The sequence below is a fragment of the Streptomyces sp. NPDC052016 genome, assembly GCF_044548445.1.
Classification (GTDB): Bacteria; Actinomycetota; Actinomycetes; order Streptomycetales; family Streptomycetaceae; genus Streptomyces.
Map to the genome: position 1 here is coordinate 48,811 of NZ_JBIUBX010000023.1, position 24,424 is coordinate 73,234.

Sequence of the window (24,424 nt, forward strand, 5' to 3'; positions counted from 1 at the left end):
ACCGCCCGGCGCTGGTCCGCAACCGTCCCGCGCTGCTCCTCAACCGCCCGGCGCTGGTCCACGACCGGGACGCTGATCCGCAACCGTCCCGCGCTGGTCCGCGGCCGTCCGGTGCTGCCCCGCGGCCGTCCCGCGCTGGTCCACAGCCGTCCACGGTTGGGCCCCGGCCGCCGAGTGGTAATCCGCGGTCGCCGGGCAATGCCCCCGCGGCCGCCCGGCGGTGACCCGCGGTCGCCGCACGGCGCCCCGCGGCCACCCTCAGCGACCCGTAGTACTTCAGACGGACCTCGCAGAACCCCTCTCGCTGCTGACGACGGCACCCCCGTCCCCGGCCTACCGTTTTCACCGTGACCGAGACGACGCAGACGCACACGACGCCCCCGGAGAACCCGTACGGCGCCTACCGGCCGCGCAGCCCGGAGTTCCGGGCGGCCGTGGACGCCCTGCGCGGGCTGCGCGAGGACCTGTTCCAGAATGCCTTCGCCTACCGCCCGCTGCCCCGCAGGGAGCCCGACGGCCCCCTCACCCGCCGGCTGAAGGGCCGCAGGCGGGAGTACGCGGCATGGCGGTCACACGGGCTGGTCGCCGCGGCCGGCGTGCTGGCGATGCTGGTCGCCTGGACGGACGGCTCCGGCACCACGACGTCCGTCGTCTGCGGTCTGCTCGCCCTGGCGCCGGTCCTGCTGACGCTGGTCCGCCCGGTCGGCGCCTTCTGGCTCTCGCTGGTGTCGGCCACGCTCGTCGCCGCCATCGGCACCACGTACGGAAACTGGCCCTGGCTGCCGGGCAGTTTCGTCTCCCACCTGGCCGTGCTCACGGTCGTCGCCATACGCACCCGGCCGCGCACGGCGGCATGGATGTGGCTGCTGACCGCCGCGTACGGCTTCGTCGCGGAGACCGCGTTCAGCTGGGGTCACTACGGCACCAACGTGGCTCCGATGCTGGTCTTCTCCGCGCTGATCCTGCTCGCCGTGACCGTCTGGCAGATACGCCGGCAGGCCGAGCAGGAGGTGACGGCCCAGCAGACGGTGACCGAGCACGAGCGCTCCCGGCGCACGCTGCTGGAGGAGCGCACCACGATCGCCCGCGAGCTGCACGACGTGGTCGCCCACCACATGTCGGTGGTCGCCATCCAGGCGGAGGCCGCGCCCTACCGGGTGGAGAACCCGCCTCCGGAGCTGGAGAAGGCGTTCGCCACGATCCGGGAGAACGCGGTCGCGGCCCTGACGGAACTGCGCCGGGTGCTCGGTGTGGTCCGCGCCGAGGACTACGAGGTGCCGGACGCTCCGCAGCCCACGCTCGCCGAACTGGACGGGCTGCTCGCCAATGTGCGGGAGGCCGGCCTGCAGGTCGAGAAGGTGGTGACCGGAGCGGTGCGCGAGCTGCCGCAGGGGGTGGAGCTGTCGGCGTACCGCATCGTGCAGGAGGCCCTGAGCAACACCCTGCGGCACGCGCCCGGGGCGAGCGCCCGCGTCGAGATCGGTTACGTCCTCGGCGGGCTGGGCCTGCGCATAGTCAACGGCCCGCCGCCCAACCCCTCGCTGCTGAAGCCCTCACCCGGCGCGGGCCACGGCATCACGGGCATGCGGGAGCGGGTGACCATGCTGAACGGCGAGATGACCGCGGACGTGACGACGGACGGCGGCTACGAGGTGGCGGTGTTCCTGCCGGTGGCTATGTCCTCCCCGGGTGAGGGTGGAGCATGACGATCCGGGTGCTGATCGCCGACGACCAGATGATGGTGCGCGAGGGCTTCTCCGTCCTGCTGAACGCGATGCCGGACATCGAGGTCGTCGGCGAGGCGGTCAACGGCCGCGAGGCGGTGGAGCGCGTGCGGGAACTGTCCCCGGACGTCGTCCTGATGGACATCCGCATGCCCGAGCTGAACGGCATCGAGGCCACGCGGGAGATCGTCGCCTCGGACGACTCGGCCAAGGTGCTGGTGCTGACCACTTTCGACCTCGACGAGTACGTCTACCAGGCGCTGCGCGCGGGAGCCTCGGGTTTCCTCCTGAAGGACGCCTCGGCCCGTCAGCTCGCCGACGGGGTGAGGGTGGTCGCCTCCGGCGAGGCCCTGCTGGCTCCTTCCGTCACCAGGCGCCTGATCACCGAGTTCTCCAAACTGTCCGACGGCCCCCGCCTGCCCCGCACCGCCCAGGCGTCCTACGGCGACCTGACCGAACGGGAGACGGAGGTCCTGGTCCTCATCGCGCAGGGGCTGTCCAACGCGGAGATCGCCGAGCGCCTGGTGGTCGCCGAGTCCACGATCAAGACCCACGTGAGCAGGATCCTGGTGAAACTGGGCCTGCGGGACCGCACCCAGGCGGCGGTGTTCGCGTACGAGGCGCGGCTGGTGACGCCGGGCTAGGGACGGGCCGCGCGGCCGTCCGGCGCGGACCCCCTGGTCAGACGCCGGTCCGACGCGTTAGCGTCCGTCCATGTCAGGCCGAACCGATCTCGCCTTCGACCCGTGGGACCCGGCGTTCCTCGCCGACCCGTACCCCGCCTACGCCGAGCTGCGTGACCGGGGCCGGGTGCTGCGTTACGAGCCCACCGACCAGTGGCTCGTGCCGCACCACGCGGACGTCTCGGCGCTGTTGCGGGACCGGCGGCTGGGGCGGACGTACCAGCACCGCTTCTCGCACGAGGACTTCGGCCGGACGGCGCCGCCGGCCGAGCACGAGCCGTTCCACACGCTCAACGACCACGGGATGCTCGACCTGGAGCCGCCGGACCACACCCGGATCCGGCGCCTGGTGTCGAAGGCGTTCACCCCGCGGACGGTGGAGCAGCTCAAGCCGTACGTCCGGCAGCTGGCGGGGGAGCTGGTGGACGGGCTGGTGGAGGCGGGCGGCGGCGATCTGCTGACGGACGTCGCGGAGCCGCTGCCGGTGGCGGTGATCGCGGAGATGCTGGGCATCCCCGAGTCGGACCGCGCCCCGCTGCGGCCCTGGTCGGCGGACATCTGCGGGATGTACGAGCTCAACCCGTCGGAGGAGACGGCGGCGAAGGCCGTCCGCGCGTCGGTGGAGTTCTCGGAGTACCTGCGCGAGCTGATCGCGGCCCGCCGCAAGGAGCCCGGCGACGACCTGATCTCGGGGCTGATCGCGGCCCACGACGAGGGCGACCGGCTGACCGAGCAGGAGATGATCTCGACGGCGGTCCTGCTGTTGAACGCCGGCCACGAGGCCACGGTGAACGCCACCGTCAACGGCTGGTGGGCGCTGTTCCGCAATCCCAGCCAGCTGGCCGCCCTGCGCGCCGACCACTCCCTCGTCCCCTCGGCCGTCGAGGAGCTGATGCGATACGACACCCCGCTGCAGCTCTTCGAGCGCTGGGTGCTGGACGACATCGAGATCGACGGGACGACGATCCCGCGCGGCGCGGAGATCGCCATGCTCTTCGGTTCCGCCAACCACGACCCGGCGGTCTTCGCCGACCCCGGCCGCCTCGACCTGAGCCGCAAGGACAATCCGCACATCTCCTTCAGCGCGGGCATCCACTACTGCATCGGCGCCCCGCTGGCCCGCATCGAGCTCGCCGCGTCGATGACGGCGCTGCTGGAGCGGGCCCCGACGCTCCGTCCGGCGACGGAACCGCGGCGCAAGCCGAACTTCGTGATCCGAGGGCTGGATGGGCTCAGCGTCGAGCTCTGACGCGGCGGAGCAGGGCCCACAGCACGAGGGAGACGGCGACGCCGCCGAGGATCGCCAGGGGCAGCTCGGCGTACAGGACGCTCCAGTCCGGTGACTGCTCGAAGCGGTCGAATCGGCCGCGGACGTCGACGGTCCACAACGCGAGCCCCGCGCCCGCGCCCAGAGCCACGGTGAGACACCCGGCGGCGGCCTGCGTACGTTCCCCCATGCCCGACAGGGACGCCGACGATCCTTCCCGGGTTCCCACAGCGCGGGATTCCCCGGCCCGGGGGCGCCGCCAGCGGGCAGGCCTCCTCCCCCCGTTCCCCCATCACGGGTTCCCATGGCCCCGGGCTGCCGCCGGCCCGGGCAGGCCTCCTCGCCGGGTTCCCCCAGCGCGGGATCCACGGCCCGAGGCGCGTCGTCGGCGCCACCGGCCCGGGCAGGCCGCCTGCCCGGGATCCCCCCGCCTACGTGGTCAGGTCCCGGCGCCGCAGTGCCGCCAGTCCTCCGGCGGTCGACAGCGTGGCCACCGCCAGCAGCACCAGCACCGGCGGCCAGTGCACGGCGCCGCCCGGCAGCTTCGGCAGGTGGCCGAAGGGGGAGAGGTCCAGGACCGCCTGGGGGACGTTCAGCGCGGGGCCGATCCAGCCGATCAGCAGGACCGCTCCCGCGATGCCCCAGGCGGCCGGGGCCAGGCGCGGGGCCGCGCCGTGGAGGAGGACCGTCAGACCGCCGACCACCCAGACCGCCGGGAGCTGGACCAGGGCGGCGGCCAGCAGGGGGCCGAGGTCCTCGCCATAGCCGGCGGCGAAGCCGAGGGCCGCGAGGAGCATGATCAGGGCGGCGCCGCCGAAGGCGACGATCAGGTGGCCGGCGGCCCAGCGCAGCCGGCCGACCGCGTTCGCGAGGACCGGTTCCGCCCGGCCGGAGGTCTCCTCGCCGTGCAGCCGCAGGACCGAGGAGACGATGTAGAGGGACGCCACCAGGCCGAGCATGCCGACCATGGCCGCGAGGAAGGAGTCGGTGATCGCCGACCGGCCGCCCATCCGCTCGAAGATCTCGCGGGCCCGCTCGTTGTCACCGACCAGGTCGGCCGCGCTCTCCGTCATCCCGCCGTAGACGACCCCGGCGAGGAAGAAGGCGAGGCTCCAGCCGAGCACGCTGCCGCGGTGCAGACGCCAGGCCAGTGCGCCGGCCGAGCCCAGCCGCCCTGCCGCCGGTCCCGGGAGGGCGGGCAGGAAGCTCATGCCGACGTCCCGGCGGCCGGCCAGCGCGTAGGCCACCGCGCCCTGCACGGCGATCGCCGCCGCGAACAGCGTCAGCACCCACCACCGTTCGTCGGCGAAGGGCCGCAGGTTCTCCAGCCAGCCCAGCGGCGACAGCCAGGTCAGCACGGACGAGCCGTCGTCCGTCGCCGAGTCGCCCGCCGCGCGCAGCACGAACGCGGCGCCCAGGACGGCCGCCGTCAGTCCCCGGGCGAGCCGTGCGCTCTCCGTGAGCTGGGCGGCGATCGCCGCCGTCGTGGCGAAGAGCATCCCCACGGCGGCCAGTCCCAGGCCGAGAGCCGGCGCTCCGCTTGCGCCGTGACCCGCCAGGCCGGCGGTGACCAGCAGCGCCAAGGCCGCGTTGGCGACGGCGGCCGTGAGCAGGGCCGACGTGAGGGAGGCACGGCGGCCCACCACGCCCGAGGCGATGAGTTCCTGGCGGCCGCTCTCCTCCTCCTCGCGGGTGTGGCGTACGACGACGAGGAGGCTGGTCACCGCGGCGAGCGCGCCCGCGTAGACGCCGACGCGCCAGGCGGTGAGGGCGCCGAGGGAGTCGTCGAAGACGGGGCCGACCAGGGCGCGCAGGGAGGAGTTGGTGGCCGTCTGCTTCAGCAGGTCGGCGCGTTCGGCGGCCGTGCCGTAGAGGCCCTTCAGGGTGTTCGGCATGGACAGGACCATCAGGGCGTTGACCGCGGTCCAGAGGGTGATCAGCGTCCGGTCGCGGCGCAGGGCGAAGCGCAACAGGACGCCGGTCCCGGCGAGTCGGCCGGACGCGGGTGCGGTGAGCGTCGTCATCGTGCCGCCGCCTCGTCCTGGTAGTGGCGCAGGAAGAGCTCCTCCAGGGTCGGCGGTGTGGAGGTCAGCGACCGCACGCCGGACGCGGTCAGCGACCGCAGGACGGAGTCGAGGTGCTCGGTGTCCACCTGCAGGCTGACCCGCCTGCCGCGGACGTCGAGGTCGTGGACGCCGGGCAGGCCGGACAGCCCGTTGGGGGCGCCGGCGAGCTCGGCCGTGACGCTGGTGCGGGTGAGGTGGCGCAGCTCGGCCAGGGGGCCCGTCTCGACCGTGCGGCCCTTGCGGATGATGCTGACCCGGTCGCAGAGCTTCTCGACCTCGCTCAGGATGTGCGAGGACAGCAGGACCGTACGGCCCCGCTCTCTCTCCTCCCGCACGCACCGCTGGAAGACCTCCTCCATCAGCGGGTCCAGGCCCGAGGTCGGCTCGTCCAGGATCAGCAGGTCGACGTCCGAGGCGAACGCGGCGACCAGGGCGACCTTCTGCCGGTTGCCCTTGGAGTAGGTGCGGCCCTTCTTGGTGGGGTCGAGCTCGAAGCGTTCGACGAGTTCGGTGCGGCGCCGGGGGTCCAGGCCTCCGCGCAGCCGGCCGAGGAGGTCGATGACCTCGCCGCCGGACAGGTTCCGCCACAGGGTCACGTCCCCGGGGACGTAGGCGATCCGGCGGTGCACCTGCACCGCGTCCTTCCACGGGTCCCTGCCGAGGACCTGGGCGGCGCCGGAGTCGGCGCGCAGCAGGCCGAGCAGGACGCGGATGGCGGTGGACTTTCCGGCGCCGTTGGGCCCGAGGAAGCCGTGCACCTCGCCCGTCTCGACCTCGAGGTCGAGACCGTCGAGCGCGTGCGTACGGCCGAAGGACTTGTGCAGCCCGGACACCGTGATGGACTTCGTCATGCTTCCGAACGTACGCTTCCTTCAGAAATTTGTGAAGTTAAGGAACTCAGTGAAGCGCCGATAGGATGGGGGCATGAACCAACCAGTCGGGGCCGGACGGGACGCGGAGGCGGTGTCGAAGTTCGTCGAGTCCTTCGCCGCGCAGCTCGTCGAGGCCGGGATGGCCCGCATGCCCGCCCGCGTCTTCGCCGCCCTCCTCTCCTCCGACGCGGGTGCGATGACCTCCGCCGAGCTGGGCGAACAGCTGCGGATCAGCCCCGCCGCCGTCTCCGGGGCGGTGCGCTACCTGGCCCAGACGCACATGGTGTCCCGCGAGCGGGAGCCCGGCTCGCGCCGGGAGCGCTACCGGGTGCACGGCGACCAGTGGTACGAGGCCCTGACCAACCGCGAGGCCGTCATCAAGCGGTGGGAGAGCGCCCTGCGCGACGGCGTCACCAGCCTCGGTGCCGACACCCCGGCCGGCCGCCGCATGGCCGAGACGCTCGCCTTCTTCGAGTTCGTCGAGGGCGAGATCGCGGCCATGATGGAGCGCTGGCGCGTCCACCGCGACAAGACCTTCGGCCGGTGAAGCCGAGCGCGGGCCGGTGACGCCCGCCCCGGCCGGTACCGCCGCACGGGTCGGTGAGGCCCGCCCCGGCCGCCGCCGCACGGGCCGGTGAACCCCCCGGCCGCCGCCGCACGGGCCGGTGAGGCCGCGCACGGGCCGGTTACGCCCGCCCCGGCCGGCACCGCACGGGCCGGTGACGCCACCCACGGGCCGGTTACGCCTGCCCCGGCCGGCGCCGCACGGGCCGGGAGGCAAGGCGGCGTCGCCGATCGGCAAGCCGCCGCCGCGGACGCCACGCCCGCGTGACGTGCGGACGCCACGCCCGCGTGAGGTGCGGACGCCACGCCCGCGTGGCGTGCGGGCGGGAGGTCCCGTGCGGTCGCACCGGCCCGCGGGGGACGCCGAGCCTCGGGACGATGCGGCGGAGGTGCCGGCCGAGCGTCCGGTGGGACGTCACCGCCGAGCTCGACCAGGTGCGGTCGGCCGCGGGAGGTGACGCCTCCGCGGCGGTCGAGGGGGCCAGGAACGAGGGGCTGCGTGGGTGACCGCGCCGCCCCCCGACGCCTCCGCGACGGTCGACGGAGCCAGGACCGCGGGGCCGCGTGGGAGACCGCGCCGACCCGCGACGCCTCGGTCCCCTTGCTCACCACCTCGGCAGCACCAGCCCCAGAGCCCCCTCCCGCACCGTCCACGTCCGCCTGCGCACCGGTCCCGCCACCGCCGCGTCCGCCCGGTAGCGGAAGTCCGCGCCCGACACGGTCACCGTCCGCCCCCGCGCCTCCAGCGGTGACGCCTCCGCGCCCAGGGACAGCGGGCGCACCTCCACCACGGCCGTTCCGGAGGCGTCCGGGGTCACCGAGACCGCCTCGACCGGCTGGTCGAGATCGACCAGCGTCACCCCGTCCACCTCGACCCGCAGGCGCGCGGGCCCCGGCGGGGGAGGGGCGGCCGCCGTCCGGGACGGCCGGGAGGGCACCAGCGTCCGTATGACGGACTGGCAGGTCCGCAGCCACGGCCGGCCCCCTTCCGTGAGCGCCGCCTCGTCCTGTGCCGCCAGCGGCACCGGCGGGATCCGCAGCGCCCCCAGCACCACCCCGTCGCTGTCGTCGACGAGCAGATCCAGCCGACGCTCGGCCCCGTCGAGGACCGCCCGCGCCGCCGCCACGGCCCCCATGGGCACCCCCAGGGCCTGCGCGACACCGAGGGCGCCCCCCACCGGCACCATCGACAGCACGCATCCGGCCAGCTCCCGCTGCCGGTGCAGCAGGGCCACCGCCCGCGTCAGGGCGCGGTCGTCGCCGACGACCACCGGCCGCCGGGAGCCGCGCCGTGCCAGCACCCGGGCGAATTCCTCGGGCCCCTCCGGCAGGCACACCTTGGCGGCCGCACCCGCGCTGAGCACGTCTTTCGCGATCCTCACGGACTCCCCGTCCGTCCTCCGGGCGACCGGATCGATGATCACCAGCAGCTGATCCGGCGTCGCGAAAGTCGCCACCTCGGTCCTGCCTCGCTTCCTCGGGTAGCATCTTTGTGCAAGAGCCCCTTGCGCTATTGCGCCAGGGGCTTCGTCTATTCCGGGGCATCCGGGTCCGACGGTTCGCGGCCAACGGCGGTCGCGGTGCGATCGACAACGGTCGCGGTGCATGCGGCGCGAAGTACCTCCGCGTGCGCCCCTGACCCTGGACATGCCCCACCCGGAAGGGGTGTACGCGCGTGCCCGCACTTGTGCTGCTCGGTGCTCAGTGGGGTGACGAAGGCAAGGGGAAGGCCACCGACCTGCTCGGTGGCTCGGTGGACTACGTAGTGCGCTACCAGGGCGGCAACAACGCCGGCCACACGGTCGTCGTGGGCGACCAGAAGTACGCACTCCACCTCCTCCCTTCCGGAATCCTCTCTCCAGGATGTACGCCCGTGATCGGAAACGGCGTCGTCGTCGACCCGTCGGTGCTGCTCTCCGAGCTGAGCGGTCTGAACGAGCGCGGCGTCGACACGTCGAAGCTGCTGATCAGCGGCAACGCGCACATCATCACGCCGTACAACGTGACTGTCGACAAGGTGACGGAACGCTTCCTCGGAAAGCGGAAGATCGGCACCACCGGGCGGGGCATCGGACCGACCTACGCCGACAAGATCAACCGCGTCGGCATCCGCGTGCAGGACCTGTACGACGAGTCGATCCTCCAGCAGAAGGTCGAGGCGGCGCTCGACGTCAAGAACCAACTGCTGACCAAGCTGTACAACCGCCGCGCGATCGCCGTCGACCAGGTCGTCGAGGAGCTGCTCGGCTACGCCGACAAGCTGGCGCCGTACGTCGCCGACACGGTGCTGGTCCTCAACCAGGCCCTGGAGGACGACAAGGTCGTCCTCTTCGAGGGCGGCCAGGGCACCCTGCTGGACATCGACCACGGCACCTACCCCTTCGTCACCTCGTCGAACCCGACCGCGGGCGGTGCCTGCACCGGCGCCGGCGTGGGCCCGACGAAGATCAGCCGCGTCATCGGCATCCTGAAGGCCTACACGACCCGCGTGGGCGCCGGCCCCTTCCCCACCGAACTCTTCGACGAGGACGGCGAGGCGCTGCGCCGCATCGGCGGCGAGCGGGGCGTCACCACCGGCCGTGACCGCCGCTGCGGCTGGTTCGACGCGGTCATCGCCCGCTACGCGACCCGCGTGAACGGCCTGACCGACTTTTTCCTCACCAAGCTGGACGTGCTCACCGGCTGGGAGGAGATCCCGGTCTGCGTCGCCTACGAGGTCGACGGCAAGCGCGTCGAGGAACTCCCGTACTCCCAGTCCGACTTCCACCACGCGAAGCCGGTCTACGAGATGCTTCCGGGCTGGTCCGAGGACATCTCCAAGGCCAAGTCGTTCTCCGACCTCCCGAAGAACGCCCAGAACTACGTCAAGGCACTGGAGGAGATGTCCGGCGCCCCGATCTCCGCGATCGGCGTGGGCCCGGGCCGGGACGAGACGATCGAGATCAACTCGTTCCTGTAGGACGGGACACGGCGACGGTCGGGCGCGGGTCTCCGGCGGGCCTTCCAGGAGAAGGCCTCCCGGGCACCCGCGCCGACCCTGTCCGGCCTCAGCTGAAGACGATCATCGACCCCTGCGCCAGACTCCGCGTCGCCGCCGCGTGCAGACCCAGCCACACGTGCCGCTCGCGGGCGAAGGGGCTGGGGTCGTAGGGCGCGGGGACCGCCGGTTCCTCCAACTCCGTCGGAGCGACCGGGGGCTGGGGGGCCGCCGGGGGGTTCGCCGGGTCGATGCCGATCGACGGGGCGACGTGTTCCAGCTCCCGCAGCAGGGCCTGCGAGGAACCCAACGGGCCGCCACCGGCGAGGAGTTCGTCGTTGGACAGCGGCTGCGGGAAGTCGACGGGGACGTACGCGCCCGCGTGGTCGTAGTGCCAGACCAGGTGGGACTGCTGGGCCGTCGCCTCGAACATCTCCAGGAGCTGCTCGTAGTCGCCGCCGAGTTCGTCGACCGGGGTGACGGGGAGGCCGCAGACCTGGAGCAGGTAGGCGCGCCGCAGGAAGTGCAGCGCGTCGTAGTCGAAGCCGGCCACCGGGGCCACGTCACCGGACAGGCCCGGCATGTACTGGTACACCGGCACGGGCGGGAGTCCCGACTCGGCGAGCACCTCGTTGTACTGCGCGAGTTCCTCGGCGAACGGGTTGTCGGGGGTGTGGCACAACACGTCGACGAGCGGTACCAGCCACAGGTCACAGGCCAAAGAGAGCTCCTCACCTAGCGTCTTCGTCGTCTACTGCCCGGTCTGGGAAGGGTAGTCGGTGCGGCATGCCTCAGCGCCTCTCGTGCGTCCCCTCGTGCAGGTCCCATACCCACACGCCGTCCACCCACCGCGCGGGACGGCCCACCAGCTCGTCTACGGTCGTGCGCAGCGCTCCGTCCCGCGGCTGCGGGACGAGGACCAGCGCTCCCGCCCTCCAGTGCGCGAGGTCCGTGCGCGTCTCCGCCCGTGCCCGGCCGTCGATCACCGGCGCCACCCCCGTGGCCCGCACGTCCCGCAGCAGGCTCGCCGTGAAGCGCAGCGGGACGCCGTAGACGCCGCTGCGGTCGCCGTCGCCGTACGGGCCGTTGAAGTAGCCGCCGGGCATCGGGAAGCCGAGGCCGGCGGAGGTCTGCCAGTGCAGGGCCTCGGCTGCGGCGGGCTCGGGCAGCGGCACCGGCACGAGGGACTCGCCGGGGCGGACGTACGCCTTCCAGGCGCCGTCCGTGAAGAAGGCGGGCGCCTCGGCGCGCGGCTCGGACCTCAGCGGGGCCGGGACGAGGGGGAGCAGCGCGAACCAGACGGCCAGCAGTCCGGCGTACCGCGCGATGGGGGAGCGGGCCGCCGCCAGTCGGTCGATCGCGAGGGCGAGCAGCATCCCCAGGGCGGGGGCGCAGATCATCGCGACCCGGCTCTCGATGACCGACTCGAACAGCGGGAGACCGGCGAACAGGGCCCAGGGGCCGGGGACGGTAGTGTCCGCGAACGGCACATGGACGCGCGGGCCCAGGGAGAGGAGGGCCGCCGCGGCCGCGGTGAACGCCAGCGCCCTGACGGCCGGCCGCCGCCACAGCCGTACGGTGATCGCGAGGGCGAGGAGGAGCAGGGGCCAGCCGTAGAAGGCGTTCTGTTCGGTGGGGTTGAGGGAGAGGGCGTTCGCGCGGTCGGCGTCGCCGGCGAGGAGGGAGCGTTCGGCGAAAGCGAGCAGGGCGGGCACGGTGTTGGCGGTGCCGGGACCGTGGTCGATGTGCGTGTAGCTCTGCGGGCCGGAGAACTGCCAGGCCAGCGGGTAGACGACGAGCGGGAGACAGACGGCCGCGGCGACCGCCAGGCCGCGCAGGAGGGGCCGTACGGCCTCCCGGGCCACCCGGGGGCGCGCGGCCGCGTGGGCGGCGGCGAACAGGAGCATGCCCAGTGCCGCCAGCAGCAGGGCCTCCTCGCCCAGGAAGAGCTGGTAGGCCGCCATCAGGCCCAGGACCACCGCGTCCCGGGTGGTCCGCGTGCCGGTGCACAGGCGCAGCGCCCGGTCGGCGATCAGCGGGATCATGAACAGGACGACGAAGTTCGGGTGGGCGTTGGCGTGGCTCACCATGGGCGGCGCGAAGGCGGCCAGCGCGGCGCCCGCGAAGGCGGCCCCGCGCCGCGGCGTGAGGCGGCGCACGATCAGCCAGTACCAGGCGGCGGCGGTGGCCGCCATGCCCAGCGTCGTCACCAGGCTCAGGGCGACCGCCGGGCCGAGGAGGAGCGTGACCGGCGTGAACGGGACGGACAGGCCCAGCATGGCCGTGTTCGCCATCAGGTTCACGCCCTCCGGGACGCCCTGGAGGTGGCTGAAGAGCGGGTTGCGCAGGTGGGCGACGTTGTCGGCGGTCACCGCGAAGAACCACTCCCACTGGTTCTGGTCCTGGAGGGAGTCGGTGAGGTAGCGGTGGGCCGGGTCGAAGAAGCGGCCGGAGTGCAGCGCGACGGCCATGGCGAGGAACAGGGCGGCGGCGAGGGCGTCGGCGGGCCCCGGCAGCGGGACACGGATACGGACGAGGTCGCGCAGGAACCGCGGGTAGTCCAGCGGGCGCACCTTCGAGCCGCGCTGGTGCGACCAGTGCACGGGCACCTCGGCGACCGGCCAGCCCGCCCGCTGGAAGTGGCGCAGCACCTCCACGTCGATGGCCCAGCCGTCCAGCCGGGACGCGGCGAAGGCGGCCCGGGCCCTGTCGCCGTCGAACAGCTTGAACCCGCACTGGGTGTCGCGTATCCCGCGCACGGCCGTCCCGCGGATGAGCAGGTTGCCGGCCGTGCCGACGAGTTCGCGTATGCGGTGCCGGGGGTCGCCCAGCGTCGAGCCCTTCAGCGCGCGCGATCCGACGGCCGCCGTGTGCCCCTCGGCGAGCGCCTCCTCCAGCCGTTCCAGCTCGCCCACGGGCGCGGCGAGATCGGCGTCGGTGACGAGGACGCGCCGACCGCGGCTGGCGGCGACCCCGAGGCGCAGGGCGTGGCCCTTGCCGCGGTGCGCGGGGCTCGTGACCAGCCGCAGACGGGGGTCGTGGCGCAGGGTGACGATCTCGCGGGTGGCGTCGGTGGAGCCGTCGTCGGCGACCACGATCTCCCAGCCGCCCCAGCGGGAGCCGGTCTCCTCCAGGTGGCGGATGACGGCGTCGAGGGTGCGGCCCAGGCGGCGTTCCTCGTTGTAGGCGGGGATGACGACGGAGAGGCCGACGACCGCCTCCCGGGTCCGCGCCGTTCTGGTCCTGCCCGGATCCGCCGGGCTCACTCCGACGCCAGCCGCTCGATCAGCGCGATCGAGTGGGCGTTGTACGCGGCGAGGATCGAGCGGGCGGTGGCGGTGTCGCGCCGGTAGAGGGCGTCGACGAGTTCGGTGTGGCCGGACCACAGATGGCCGCGCAGGTCGGTCAGCCGGCGCAGATGCTGCACCAGGCAGACCCAGGACTGCACCCGCAGCCGGTGCAGGAAGTCCGCGAGGTAGGGGTTGCCGAACAGCGTGCTCAGCTCCCGCCAGAAACGCAGGTCGTAGCCGATGAGGACGGTCAGGTCACCGGCGGTCGCTGCCCGCTGCGCCTCCTCCCCGCGTCGGCGCACTCCCGCGACGGCGGCGGCGATCCGCGGCTCCTCCAGGTTCTGGAAGCCCTGACGGCCTTCGTCGAGGGCGAGGAACATGCCCTCGGTGATCAGGCTGCGCGCCTCGATCATGCCCCGGAAGTCCGCGACGGAGTACTCGTGGACGCGGAAGCCGCGGTGCTGGTCGGCCTCGAGGAGGCCCTGCGCGGAGAGATCCACCAGGGCCTCGCGGACCGGGGTCGCGGAGACGCCGTACTGGTCGGCGATCTCCTTCACCGTGAACTCCTGCCCGGGCTGGAGCCGGCCCGCCAGCACCTCGTCGCGAAGCGCGTCGGCGATCTGCTGCCGCAGGGTGCTGCGCGTCACGGCGCCGTTGCCGCTGCTGCCGGGCATGGTCGGGGCGTCTCCCTCGTCACGGACGAATAAGTGGCGTGCTCGTCTTATGTACGGGCACGCCACCTTACGCGTTCGAGGAAATCACGGCCCTACACGCGTAGCGTCCGGGCAGAGCAGCTCCACCTCGGCCTTCCGGGGTCCTGACACGGCGGAACAGCGGCGCCGTGGCCTTCCGGGGGCGCGGCAAGGCGGCACCGTGTGGCGCCAGCGGGTCGCGGCACGGCGGCACGGCGGCACCCCCGGCAGCCCGAAGGCGCGGCACGGCGGCACGACGGCCCCCCCGGCAGCCCGAAGGCGCGGCACGGCGACCCCGGATGTCGGGGTCGTGGGAGCGGGCAGCGGTACCGCGGCGTCCCCGGGGCGCGGCACACCGGCACCGCGGCGTCCCGGTGTGGCGGCACCGCGCGGGACACGGCACCGCGGCCACGGACCGCCCCCGCGCCTGCTACTCGGTGTACTCGTCGGCCACCGACAGCGCCGCGTCCAGCGCCGCCAGGCCCTCCTTCACCTCGGACTCGCTCACGTTGCACGGCGGCACGAAGTGGGTGCGGTTCATGTTGACGAACGGCCACACCCCGGCCTTCTTGGCGGCGGCGCCGAAGGCGGCCATCGGCGCGTTCGCCTCGCCGGCCGCGTTGTACGGCACCAGCGGCTCGCGCGTCTCGCGGTTCTTGACGAGTTCGAGGGCCCAGAACATGCCGACGCCCCGCACCTCGCCGACGCTCGGGTGGCGCTCCGCCAGCTCCCGCAGCCCCGGTCCGACGACCGACGCGCCGAGGTTCCCGGCGTTCTCGACGACGCCCTCCTCCGCCATGACGTTGATGGTCGCCACGGCGGCGGCGCAGGCCAGCGGGTGCCCGGAGTAGGTCAGGCCGCCCGGGTAGGGCCGCTTCGCGAAGGTCTCCGCGATGGCCCCGGAGATGGCCACACCGCCCAGCGGCACGTATCCGCTGTTCACGCCCTTGGCGAAGGTCATCAGGTCCGGTACGACACCGGACAGGTCGGCCGCGAACCACTCGCCGGTGCGGCCGAAGCCGGCCATGACCTCGTCCAGGACGAAGACGATCCCGTACGTGTCGCAGATCTCGCGGACCCCGGCGAGGTAGCCGGGCGGCGGCACCATGATCCCCGCCGTGCCCGGGATGGTCTCCAGGATGATCGCGGCGATCGTCCCGGGCCCCTCGAAGGCGATGGTCGTCTCGAGGTGCTCGAGCGCCCGTGCGCACTCCTGCTCCTCGGTCTCCGCGTAGAAGCGGGAGCGGTAGAGGAAGGGCGCCCAGAAGTGCACGACCCCGGCGGCCGCGGAGTCGGAGGCCCAGCGGCGCGGGTCGCCGGTGATGTTGACCGCCTGCTGCGTGCCGCCGTGGTACGAGCGGTAGGCCGACAGCACCTTCGCCCGGCCGGTGTGCAGCCGCGCCATGCGCACCGCGTGCTCCACGGCGTCGGCGCCGCCGTTGGTGAAGAAGATCTTGTCGAGGTCGCCGGGGGTGCGCTCGGCGATCAGCCGGGCCGCCTCGGAACGGGCCTCGACGGCGAAGGCGGGCGCGAAGGTGGTCAGGTGTGCGGCCTGCTCCTGGATCGCGGCGACGACCTTCGGGTGCTGGTAGCCGATGTTCGTGTAGACGAGCCCGCTGGTGAGGTCGAGGTACCGCTTGCCGTCGTAGTCCCAGAAGTACGACCCCTCGGCGCCGGCCACGGCGAGCGGGTCGATGAGCTCCTGCGCTGACCAGGAGTGGAAGACGTGCGCGCGGTCCGTGGCCTTCACGGCGGCGCCGGTCTGGGGATCGGTCTGAGGGGTCATGCGGGCGAGCGTAAATGTCCGCGATGCGGAAGCGGAATCGGCGTCCTGTCTGTGGACCGGGGGTTTCCGCGACAGGTTGTCGGGCGTCGACGGCACGAGAGTCGTATTGACAGTATGCTGCCCAAAGGGCAGGATGCTGTCATAAGGCTTCAGCGGCCCGAGGAGGAGCCATGAGCACCAGCCCCCGCAAGCCCGTGTACCTCGCCGTCTACGACACCCTCGCCGACTGGGAGACCGGGTACGCCACGGCCTACCTGGCACGCAACGGCTACGACATCCGCACCGTCGGCCCCACCACGGACGAGGTCCGCAGCATCGGCGGCCTGCGCATCCGGCCCGACCTGGCACTGGACGAGCTCCGCCCCGAGGACGCCGCCCTGCTGATCCTTCCGGGAGCGGACCTCTGGGACACGTCGGGCGATCTCGCGCCCTTCGCCCGCACCGCTCGCGCCTTCCTGGACGCCGGCACCCCCGTCGCCGCGATCTGCGGCGCCACCGCCGGGCTCGCCCGCGAGGGCCTGCTCGACGACCGGGCCCACACCAGCGCCGTCTCCTTCTACCTCGCCGCCACCGGATACGCGGGCGGCGACCGGTACGTCGACGCCGACGCCGTCACCGACGGCGACCTGATCACCGCCGGTCCCACCGAACCCGTCGCCTTCGCCCGGGAGATCCTCCAGCGGCTCGGCGTGTACGAGGGGGAGGTGCTGGACGCCTGGTACCGGCTGTTCCACGACTCGGACGCCGAGGCCTACGCCGTCCTGGAGAAGGCGGACGCGCGGTGAGCCGTGAGCGTCAGGACCTGCTCAGCCGCAGCGCGCTCGGGGTCTTCCGGCTGAACGGCCAGTTCCTCGCCGTGGCCGAGGAACTGGCGAGGCCGTCCGGGCTCACCGCCGCCTGGTGGCAGGTGCTCGGCGCCGTGCTGACCGAGCCCCTGCCGGTGTCCGGCATCGCCCGCGCGATGGGCATCACGCGGCAGAGCGTGCAGCGCGTCGCCGACCTGCTGGTCGACCGGCGGCTCGCCGAGTACCGGCCCAACCCGGCGCACCGGCGCGCCAAGCTGCTGGCGCCCACGGACGAGGGGCGGGCCGCGATCTCCCGCATCGACCCCGGGCACGCGGCCTTCGCCGACCGGCTGGCGCAGGCGTACGGGGAGGCGGAGCTCGCCGAGACCGTACGGGTCCTGGAACGGCTGTCGAAGGTGCTGGACGAGCTGGAACCGCCCGTTATGGAACCGTAGACACCACGCCGCTCGACTCCCTCAACGGCCGGATTATTCTCGGCTCGATCACATGTGTGGGGGAGAGGTGGGGCGGCCATGGAGGAGCTGAGCGCGGGGGATCCGCAGCGCATCGGCGGCTACCGGCTGCTCGCGCGGCTGGGGTCCGGCGGGATGGGGCGGGTCTACCTCGCCCGCTCGGACCGCGGGCGGACCGTCGCCGTGAAGCTGGTCCGGCCGGAGCTGGCCGCGCGCGAGGAGTTCCGGGCGCGGTTCCGGCAGGAGGTGCGCAACGCCCAGCGGGTCGGCGGGTTCTGGACCGCGCCCGTCCTCGACGCCGACACCGAGGCCGCGGTGCCGTGGGTCGCCACCGGCTACGTCGCCGGACCGAGCCTCCAGCAGGTGGTGAGCCACGACCACGGCCCGCTGCCCGAGCGGTCGGTGCGCATCCTGGCCGCCGGGCTCGCCCACGCGCTCACCAACATCCACGCGGCCGGGATCGTCCACCGCGACCTCAAGCCGTCCAACGTGATGGTCACCATAGAAGGGCCCCGCGTCATCGACTTCGGCGTCGCGCGGGCGCTGGAGACGCTGCCCGGCGACAGCGTTCTCACCCGGACCGGCGCGGTGATCGGCTCGCCCGGCTTCATGGCGCCCGAGCAGGTTCGCGGGGACCGCATCACGCCCGCGTGCGACGTCTTCTGCCTCGGCTCCGTCCTCGCCTTCGCCGCCACCGGCGCCCTCCCCTTCGGCTCCGCCGACAGCGGGGTGCACGCGCTGATGTTCCGCATCGCCGAGGAGGAAGCCGACCTGTCGGGCCTCCCCGAGGGCATCGCCGACCTGGTCCGCGCCTGCCTGCGCAAGGACCCGGCCGCCCGTCCGTCACTGGAGTGGATCCTGGAGCGCACCGGCGCGCAGGAGACCGTCGCCGAGGGGCGTTCCCGGGACCCGTGGCTGCCGAGCACCCTCGTGGCCCAGCTCGGGCGGCACGCGGTACGGCTGCTGGAGACGGAGGACCCGGAAGGGAGCGAGGCCCCGGCCCGCGCGCCCGAGGCCGCCCCGCAGCACTCCGGCCCGCGTGGCGAGGGCGCCTCCCCGGACCACACCCCCACACGGGTCGGGGGCGTCCCCCCGGTGGCCGGCCCCGCCGCCCCCGCCCACCCGGCGTACGGCCGGCCGCAGCAGCACCCGCAACCGGCCTCCCCCGCCTACGGCCACCCGCAGCCGCCGCCCCCGCAGCCGGTCCCGTACAACCCGTACGCGGGCGGCGGCCCCGGCACGACCTCGCCGTACCCCCCGTACTCCCCCTTCGGGGACGAGCCCGAGGAGCCGGCCCGCCGCAGCGGCCGTTCGACCCTGCTGCTCCTCGCGGTCGCCGTGGTCGTCGCGCTCGCGGCGGGCGGCTCGGTGTACGCGCTGATGAACGGCGGCGACACCGACACCGGCGCGCGCCCCGGCCCGACCGCGACCTCGGCCGCCCCCAGCACGCGGAGCGCCACCCCCACCGAGTCCGAGGAACCGTCGCCCTCGCCGTCCCCCTCCGCGGCGGACGGCACGATCCCGGAGGCCTACCTCGGCACCTGGACCACGACCATCGACAACGCCACCGGCACCAACAGCCGTCGGCTGACCCTGTCCCAGGGCGAGGTGGGCGACACGGTGCTCGCGCTCGTCGCCGACGGCGACGGCTACCACTGCGAGTTCAGCGCCCGGCTCGCCCAACGCCCCTCCGCGCAGGGCCCCTTGCGGATAGGGCCCTCCACCGTCACCACCGGTGAGCCCCTCTCCTCCTGCACCCCGGGCGACGCCACCGAGGTCACCCTGCTCCCCGACGGCAGGCTGCAACGGCTCAACCCGGCCACCGGGGAGAAACTCACCTACACCCGCCGGTGAACGTCCGCCGAACTTCCGGCCACGCATCCGGAATGTCCCCCCGGACGGACGTACGGTGACCCCACGATCCGGCCGGCGGAGTGGCGGGGGCACCCACAGTGGACTGGCTGAACGCTGAGAACGTCGTGGCCGTGGGGACGGCCGTCCTCGGCATCGTCGCGTCCGGCGTCATGGTCTGGTACGAGCGCAGGGTGCCGCGCCGCAAGAGGATCGGCTACCGCGTCCAGATGGACAACCCGATCGGCGACGACGTCAGATCCGGCCGCCCCAACCGCCGTCTCGGCCTGTTCGACGAGGCCCCCGGCATGGCGGACGCCACCCTCGTCCTGCTCCGCATCGAGAACGACGGCTCGCAGGGCATCGCCCGCGACGACTACACCGGCCCGGAACGTCACGGTCTGACCGCGGTGTTCACGGACCGCACCATCCGCGGCGTGTCGGTCACCCAGCCGACCGACACCGACCACCTGATGGACCACTTCACCGCGGACCGAGGCTTCGGCTACGAGGACAACACGCTGCGCATCCCGCGCGTCCCGCTCAACCCGCGCGAGCACTTCAAGCTGCTGGTCCTGCTGTCGGGCGGCGACGTCGGCCACGGCATACGCCTCTACGGCGGCATCCGCGACGGCGTGGTCCACCCCAACCGCAGCGCCACCCCCGACGACACCCCGCCGCTGTTCAGCCGTGCGGCCCGCCTGATCTCCGTCCTCCTGACCCTCAGCGTGATCACCCTCGCGACGATGGTCGTCGTCCGCGACGACACCCCGCCCCCCATCGGCTGCGAACGCGGCACCCTCACCCTCACCGGCTCGACGGCGTTCGCCCCGGTGATCCGTGAGGTGGCCCGCAAGTACGAGAGCGACTGCGAGGGCGCCCACCTCACCGTGGACCCGCACGGCTCGACGGCCGGCATCCGCGAACTCACCGCGGCGGGCGCCCGCGCGAAGGAGGGGTCCCCGCCCCTGGTGGCCCTCTCCGACGGCCCCAAGCCGTCCGGCCTGGAGGAACTCCGGGAGAACCGCGTGGCGGTGTCGGTGTTCGCCCTGGTCGTCAACGACGACGTCCGGCTGAGGAACCTCTCCACGGCGGACGTGCGCCGCCTCTACCTCGGGCAGGTCTCCAACTGGCGGGATCTCGGCGGCCCGGACCTGCCGGTGATCCTGGTCAGCCGGGACGCCAACTCCGGGACCCGGCAGGTGTTCCAGCGCCGCGTCCTGGGCCGGGGCGAGATCGCCAACTCCTCCGTCGACTGCCTCCACAAGGACGACCCGACGGCCTCCGTGGTCCGCTGTGAACTCGACTCGACGGACCAGGTCCTGGCCACCGTGGCCACCACCCCCGGCGCGATCGGCTACACCGAGCTCAACGTCGCCGACCGCGCGAAGGGCCTCCACCCGCTCAACCTCGACGGCGCCCCGCCCTCCGTCGACGCCATCGAGAACGGCACCAGCGACTACCCGTACCGCGAGATCGAGTACGCCTACACCTACGGCCGGCCCCCGGCCGACTCCCTGGCGTCGAGCTTCCTCACCTACCTCACCCGGGGCACCGGCCAGGACGTCATCCGCACCCACGGCCATCTGCCGTGCTGGACGCCGGAGGGGCTGAGGCTGTGCGCGCAGGAGAGCAGTCCGCCCGGCTCGCGATGAAGCAGGCCCTGCCGCCGCCGTCCGGACGTCACCGCGGCTCCGGCGGCCGCTGTCGGGGCATGTTCGGCCGGCTCCCCGCCCCCGGCGGCAACGGCAACCGCCCGGACGAGCCCGCGCCCTCCCCGCGCCCCCCGCCGGGGGCCACCGTCCCCTGGATCCCCATCGGCGCCGACCCCGTACGGAACTCGACCATCCAGTCCGCCGTCTCCACCCGCACCAGCTCCGTCACGTCCTCCGAGAACCGCCGAAGCACCCCCAGACACCGCTCGGCGGCCTCACTCGCGGTCCCCTCCGCCGGCCCCAGAACCTCCCGCACGCACTCCGACGCCCAGTCGAACTGCAGCACCTGCAACCGCCGCTGTACGGCCTGCGCGGTCGCCACGTCCCTTATCCACCCGGACGTCACCCCGAAGAACCGGTCGACGCCCACGCACGCCACCGCGAGCAGCAACGCCAGATACCCCCAGGGAGCCGCTCCGCCCATCGCCCCGGTGAGATCCAGCAGCGGCAGAGCGGCCCCGGCGACCGCACCGGCCGCCGCCCCGCCCCGCAGCGCCCGCGCACCCCGCCGCTTCCACACCCGCTCGGCGAGATACCAGGCCGCCGTCTCCAGCGCCCCCCGCTCCACCCACCGGTAGAGCTCGTCGAGCCGCTCCGCGGGCTCACCCCAGTCCCCGAGCGGGAAGGCCCGCCCGGTCAGATCGCCCGGCCGCAGTCCGGCCGCGCCCTCGCCCCGCCCGTCCTGAGGCGGACCCTCGGGCTGCATCTCCGGCTGCTGACCCACCCGGCACTCCCTACTGTCCCGAACCGACACCGACCGACGACCCGACCAGGTCACGTCCCCCGCCGCGTCCCTTGTCACCTGGGACGTCACGCGTGACCTCACGGGTCACGCCGGGTGACATGTGACGACGCCTGACGCGCCGGACCTTTCCTACCTCCCAATGGGTGGCGGAGAGGAAGGTTTCACCGCCTTTACGCCCGTAAGAGGGCCTTGATCAGGTATAGGCGCGGCACGAGACTCACTCGAAAGAGTGCCGGGGCGACACCCGCACAGACCACGTAGGCTCGTGCCGAGCGGGAAAATCCCGTACCGACCTCAGGCCCGGAAGAGGAGCTGATCGTGATTCCCGGTGGTGGCCAGCCCAACATGCAGCAGCTGCTCCAGCAGGCCCAGAAGATGCAGCAGGACCTGGCCCGTGCACAGGAGGAGCTGGCGAACACGGAGGTCGACGGCCAGGCGGGCGGTGGCCTGGTGCAGGCGACGGTGACCGGCGCCGGCGAGCTGCGCGCACTGAGGATCGACCCGAAGGCGGTGGACCCGGAGGACACCGAGACCCTCGCCGACCTGATCGTCGCGGCCGTCCACGCGGCGAACGAGAACGCGCAGAACCTCCAGCAGCAGAAGCTGGGCCCGCTGGCGCAGGGCCTGGGCGGCGGCCTCCCCGGCCTGCCGTTCTGACCGTCCGGCGGCCCCGGCCGTTTTGACGTGCGTCGCCCGCGCGACGCCCGCACCGCCTTCCTAGGACGGGTGGCGGCCATCTACCGTACGTACTGCAGGGAACCCCAGGAAGGACGGCAGTCCGTTGTACGAAGGCGTGGTCCAGGACCTCATCGACGAGCTGGGGCGGCTGCCCGGCGTCGGTCCCAAGAGCGCGCAGCGGATCGCCTTCCACATCCTCCAGGCGGAACCGACGGACGTGCGGCGCCTCGCACAGGCCCTGATGGAGGTCAAGGCGAAGGTCCGCTTCTGCGCGACCTGCGGCAACGTGGCGCAGGAGGAGCACTGCGCCATCTGCCGGGACACCCGCCGCGACCCGTCGGTGATCTGCGTGGTGGAGGAGCCCAAGGACGTGGTCGCCATCGAGCGCACCCGCGAGTTCCGGGGCCGCTACCACGTCCTGGGCGGAGCGATCAGCCCGATCGAGGGCGTCGGGCCGGACGACCTCCGCATACGAGAACTGCTGGCCCGCCTGGCGGACGGCACGGTCACCGAACTGATCCTCGCCACGGACCCGAATCTCGAAGGTGAGGCGACGGCCACGTACCTCGCCCGCATGATCAAGCCCATGGGCCTGAAGGTCACCCGCCTGGCCAGCGGCCTCCCGGTGGGTGGCGACCTGGAATACGCGGACGAGGTCACGCTCGGCCGCGCCTTCGAGGGGAGACGACTCCTAGATGTCTGACGCCACGCTGCACGCGAGCGACCAGAACCCGGACGACTTCGCGGTCCAGATCGCGGACCAGATCGAGAGCTTCCTGGTGGCCGTCACGGAGGTAGCCAAGGGCGACGAGCCGGACTCGGCGGTCCCCTTCCTCCTCCTGGAGGTCTCCCAGCTCCTGCTGGCCGGCGGCCGTCTCGGCGCCCACGCGGACATCGTCCCCGACGAGCGCTACGAGCCCGACACGGGCCCCGACGCGGACGTCGACGAACTCCGCGAGAACCTGGCCCGCCTCCTGGACCCGGTCGACGTCTACTCGGAGGTGTTCGACCCGTACGAGCCCCGCAAGGCGCCCGTCCCGGCCCGCATCTCCGACGACCTCGCCGACGTCATCACCGACCTCCGCCACGGCATGGCCCACTACCGCGCCGGCCGGACCTCGGAGGCCCTGTGGTGGTGGCAGTTCTCCTACTTCTCCAACTGGGGCTCCACGGCTTCGGCCACCCTCCGCGCCCTCCACTCCGTCCTCGCCCACGTCCGCCTCAACCAGCCGCTGGAGGAACTGGACGGCCTGGACACCGACCAGGGCATGGGCGACGACACCCTGGAGTTCGAGGCCGGGAGGGTGATGGCGGAGGAGATGGGGGGCCGGATGGGGCTGGGGCAGGCCCGGTAACCACCGCCGCCCGGCACCCGTTCCCGCGGTGCGGCCCGGGGCTCAGGCCCCGGGCGTCGGCCACAGGCCCCACACCCCCTTCGCCACGGCCGTCAGCCCACCCGCCGACGCCGGCCCCGGCACCAGCAGCCGGGCCCGACGCTCCGGTGTCCGTCCCGCGCGGCCCCGGTCGGCGAGGGCGCCCACGGCCATCGCGACGACGACGGCCGTCCGGTCGGGACCGCTGAGCTCCGGCACCCCGTTCGCGGCGACCGAGAACGCGTTCACGACCACGAACTGCGCGTTGGGGGCGAACTCCCGTACGGTCCAGCCCGCGTTGACGGCGTACAGGGAGACCGGGGGGCCGCCGACGCCCGCCGCGGTGTTCATGAAACCGCCCGCCGCGCCGGCCACGACCGCGCCACGGGTGCCGCGCAGGGCCGGGACGCGGGCACCCCGCATGATCAGGAGCACGGCGACCGTCACCAGGGCGCCCATCACCGACATCAGGACCGGGTCCGGGAGGCGGCGGGTCAGCCAGGAGCCCGCCGGTACCGTGCAGGCCGCGGCGGCGCACACAGGGACCATCGCCCGGAGCCGGACCCCGCGCCGGCCGCCCGCCATACCCACCACGCTGATCGCGCCGGCCGCGCAGTTGGCCAGGACGACCCCGTCGGCCGGGCCCAGCAGCAGGACCAGGGCGGGCACCGCGACCAGCGCGAAGCCCATTCCGGTCAGCCACTGCACGCACGAGCCGAGCAGCACGGTCCCCGCCAGCAGTGCCTCGGCGGCACCCACTCCACCCGTCATGGCCACCTGCCTGCACCATCGGGGAATTGGAAAGGTCCTGCACGTGCGTTGTACGACGGCTGCACGGGCCCTAACCGGCGTGAAGAGAGTCTTGGGTCATCCCAACAGGTAC

At 73.3% G+C, this 24,424-nt stretch carries 22 protein-coding genes; 12 read left to right on the forward strand and 10 right to left on the reverse strand.

Going from position 1 to position 24,424, the window contains the following annotated elements; genetic code table 11:
• Nucleotides 1-347: 347 nt before the first annotated feature.
• The 3 genes from ACIHAR_RS26845 (at nucleotide 348) to ACIHAR_RS26855 (ending at nucleotide 3,656) form a co-directional block, all read left to right on the forward strand.
• Entirely contained in the window at nucleotides 348-1,706 is a 1,359-nt protein-coding gene (locus ACIHAR_RS26845) for a histidine kinase (protein WP_400022310.1), read from the forward strand.
• On the forward strand, nucleotides 1,703-2,368 hold the full coding sequence (locus tag ACIHAR_RS26850) for a response regulator transcription factor (RefSeq protein ID WP_365472866.1): 666 nt from the start codon (nucleotides 1,703-1,705) through the stop codon (nucleotides 2,366-2,368). Before ACIHAR_RS26845 ends, ACIHAR_RS26850 begins: the two co-directional genes overlap by 4 nt.
• 70 nt (nucleotides 2,369-2,438) lie before the next feature.
• Nucleotides 2,439-3,656, forward strand: a complete 1,218-nt coding sequence (locus ACIHAR_RS26855; protein WP_400022311.1) for a cytochrome P450 — start codon at nucleotides 2,439-2,441, stop codon at nucleotides 3,654-3,656.
• Here the strand turns inward: ACIHAR_RS26855 and ACIHAR_RS26860 are convergent.
• From ACIHAR_RS26860 to ACIHAR_RS26870, 3 genes are all read right to left on the reverse strand, one after another.
• A complete protein-coding gene (locus tag ACIHAR_RS26860) occupies nucleotides 3,640-3,864 on the reverse strand; it encodes a hypothetical protein (RefSeq protein ID WP_400022312.1) in 225 nt (74 codons plus the stop codon). The genes ACIHAR_RS26855 and ACIHAR_RS26860 overlap by 17 nt on opposite strands.
• Before the next feature lie 241 nt (nucleotides 3,865-4,105).
• Nucleotides 4,106-5,698, reverse strand: a complete 1,593-nt coding sequence (locus ACIHAR_RS26865; RefSeq protein ID WP_400022313.1) for an ABC transporter permease — start codon at nucleotides 5,696-5,698, stop codon at nucleotides 4,106-4,108.
• A complete protein-coding gene (locus tag ACIHAR_RS26870; protein ID WP_400022314.1) occupies nucleotides 5,695-6,591 on the reverse strand; it encodes an ATP-binding cassette domain-containing protein in 897 nt (298 codons plus the stop codon). The genes ACIHAR_RS26865 and ACIHAR_RS26870 overlap by 4 nt, the downstream gene beginning before the upstream one ends.
• A gap of 73 nt (nucleotides 6,592-6,664) precedes the next feature.
• On the opposite strand from ACIHAR_RS26870, the gene ACIHAR_RS26875 reads away from it, so the two are divergent.
• The gene (locus tag ACIHAR_RS26875) at nucleotides 6,665-7,159 is read left to right on the forward strand and encodes a MarR family transcriptional regulator (RefSeq protein WP_365472880.1); all 495 of its coding nucleotides are present in this window, start codon (nucleotides 6,665-6,667) and stop codon (nucleotides 7,157-7,159) included.
• A 622-nt stretch (nucleotides 7,160-7,781) separates the two neighbouring features.
• Here the strand turns inward: ACIHAR_RS26875 and ACIHAR_RS26880 are convergent.
• Nucleotides 7,782-8,633: a diacylglycerol kinase gene (locus ACIHAR_RS26880; protein ID WP_365472883.1), complete on the reverse strand. Its 852-nt coding sequence runs from the start codon at nucleotides 8,631-8,633 to the stop codon at nucleotides 7,782-7,784.
• Nucleotides 8,634-8,851: 218 nt separating this feature from the next.
• On the opposite strand from ACIHAR_RS26880, the gene ACIHAR_RS26885 reads away from it, so the two are divergent.
• Nucleotides 8,852-10,135: an adenylosuccinate synthase gene (locus ACIHAR_RS26885; protein WP_365467121.1), complete on the forward strand. Its 1,284-nt coding sequence runs from the start codon at nucleotides 8,852-8,854 to the stop codon at nucleotides 10,133-10,135.
• 88 nt (nucleotides 10,136-10,223) lie between these two features.
• Here the strand turns inward: ACIHAR_RS26885 and ACIHAR_RS26890 are convergent, their stop codons facing one another.
• The 4 genes from ACIHAR_RS26890 to ACIHAR_RS26905 all read right to left on the reverse strand — a co-directional run bounded on the left by ACIHAR_RS26890 (nucleotide 10,224) and on the right by ACIHAR_RS26905 (nucleotide 15,921).
• Complete coding sequence (locus ACIHAR_RS26890) at nucleotides 10,224-10,874, reverse strand: hypothetical protein (protein WP_365467123.1); 651 nt, start codon at nucleotides 10,872-10,874, stop codon at nucleotides 10,224-10,226.
• 70 nt (nucleotides 10,875-10,944) lie between these two features.
• Complete coding sequence (locus ACIHAR_RS26895) at nucleotides 10,945-13,419, reverse strand: glycosyltransferase (RefSeq protein ID WP_400022315.1); 2,475 nt, start codon at nucleotides 13,417-13,419, stop codon at nucleotides 10,945-10,947.
• The gene (locus ACIHAR_RS26900; RefSeq protein ID WP_400022316.1) at nucleotides 13,416-14,117 is read right to left on the reverse strand and encodes a GntR family transcriptional regulator; all 702 of its coding nucleotides are present in this window, start codon (nucleotides 14,115-14,117) and stop codon (nucleotides 13,416-13,418) included. Before ACIHAR_RS26900 ends, ACIHAR_RS26895 begins: the two co-directional genes overlap by 4 nt.
• A 448-nt stretch (nucleotides 14,118-14,565) precedes the next feature.
• Nucleotides 14,566-15,921: an aspartate aminotransferase family protein gene (locus ACIHAR_RS26905; protein WP_365467129.1), complete on the reverse strand. Its 1,356-nt coding sequence runs from the start codon at nucleotides 15,919-15,921 to the stop codon at nucleotides 14,566-14,568.
• Nucleotides 15,922-16,091: 170 nt separating this feature from the next.
• Between ACIHAR_RS26905 and ACIHAR_RS26910 the strand changes: the two genes are divergently transcribed.
• The 4 genes from ACIHAR_RS26910 (at nucleotide 16,092) to ACIHAR_RS26925 (ending at nucleotide 20,685) form a co-directional block, all read left to right on the forward strand.
• On the forward strand, nucleotides 16,092-16,706 hold the full coding sequence (locus tag ACIHAR_RS26910; RefSeq protein ID WP_365467131.1) for a type 1 glutamine amidotransferase family protein: 615 nt from the start codon (nucleotides 16,092-16,094) through the stop codon (nucleotides 16,704-16,706).
• Complete coding sequence (locus tag ACIHAR_RS26915; RefSeq protein ID WP_365467132.1) at nucleotides 16,703-17,161, forward strand: MarR family transcriptional regulator; 459 nt, start codon at nucleotides 16,703-16,705, stop codon at nucleotides 17,159-17,161. The genes ACIHAR_RS26910 and ACIHAR_RS26915 overlap by 4 nt, the downstream gene beginning before the upstream one ends.
• A gap of 78 nt (nucleotides 17,162-17,239) precedes the next feature.
• Nucleotides 17,240-19,033, forward strand: a complete 1,794-nt coding sequence (locus tag ACIHAR_RS26920) for a serine/threonine-protein kinase (protein ID WP_365467134.1) — start codon at nucleotides 17,240-17,242, stop codon at nucleotides 19,031-19,033.
• A gap of 98 nt (nucleotides 19,034-19,131) precedes the next feature.
• Nucleotides 19,132-20,685: a substrate-binding domain-containing protein gene (locus ACIHAR_RS26925; protein ID WP_400022317.1), complete on the forward strand. Its 1,554-nt coding sequence runs from the start codon at nucleotides 19,132-19,134 to the stop codon at nucleotides 20,683-20,685.
• A 28-nt stretch (nucleotides 20,686-20,713) separates the two neighbouring features.
• Here ACIHAR_RS26925 and ACIHAR_RS26930 read toward each other — a convergent pair whose 3' ends face one another.
• Nucleotides 20,714-21,451, reverse strand: coding sequence for an SLATT domain-containing protein (locus tag ACIHAR_RS26930; protein WP_400022370.1), 738 nt, complete (start codon nucleotides 21,449-21,451; stop codon nucleotides 20,714-20,716).
• 357 nt (nucleotides 21,452-21,808) lie between these two features.
• Here ACIHAR_RS26930 and ACIHAR_RS26935 point away from each other — a divergent pair, with 357 nt between their 5' ends.
• From ACIHAR_RS26935 to ACIHAR_RS26945, 3 genes are all read left to right on the forward strand, one after another.
• Nucleotides 21,809-22,147, forward strand: a complete 339-nt coding sequence (locus ACIHAR_RS26935; RefSeq protein ID WP_365467140.1) for a YbaB/EbfC family nucleoid-associated protein — start codon at nucleotides 21,809-21,811, stop codon at nucleotides 22,145-22,147.
• A 124-nt stretch (nucleotides 22,148-22,271) separates the two neighbouring features.
• Nucleotides 22,272-22,871: a recombination mediator RecR gene (gene recR, locus ACIHAR_RS26940; RefSeq protein WP_365467142.1), complete on the forward strand. Its 600-nt coding sequence runs from the start codon at nucleotides 22,272-22,274 to the stop codon at nucleotides 22,869-22,871.
• Entirely contained in the window at nucleotides 22,864-23,523 is a 660-nt protein-coding gene (locus ACIHAR_RS26945; RefSeq protein WP_365467144.1) for a DUF5063 domain-containing protein, read from the forward strand. Before recR ends, ACIHAR_RS26945 begins: the two co-directional genes overlap by 8 nt.
• A 42-nt stretch (nucleotides 23,524-23,565) precedes the next feature.
• On the opposite strand, the gene ACIHAR_RS26950 is transcribed toward ACIHAR_RS26945, so the two are convergent.
• Complete coding sequence (locus ACIHAR_RS26950; RefSeq protein WP_400022318.1) at nucleotides 23,566-24,312, reverse strand: TSUP family transporter; 747 nt, start codon at nucleotides 24,310-24,312, stop codon at nucleotides 23,566-23,568.
• Nucleotides 24,313-24,424: the final 112 nt, after the last annotated feature.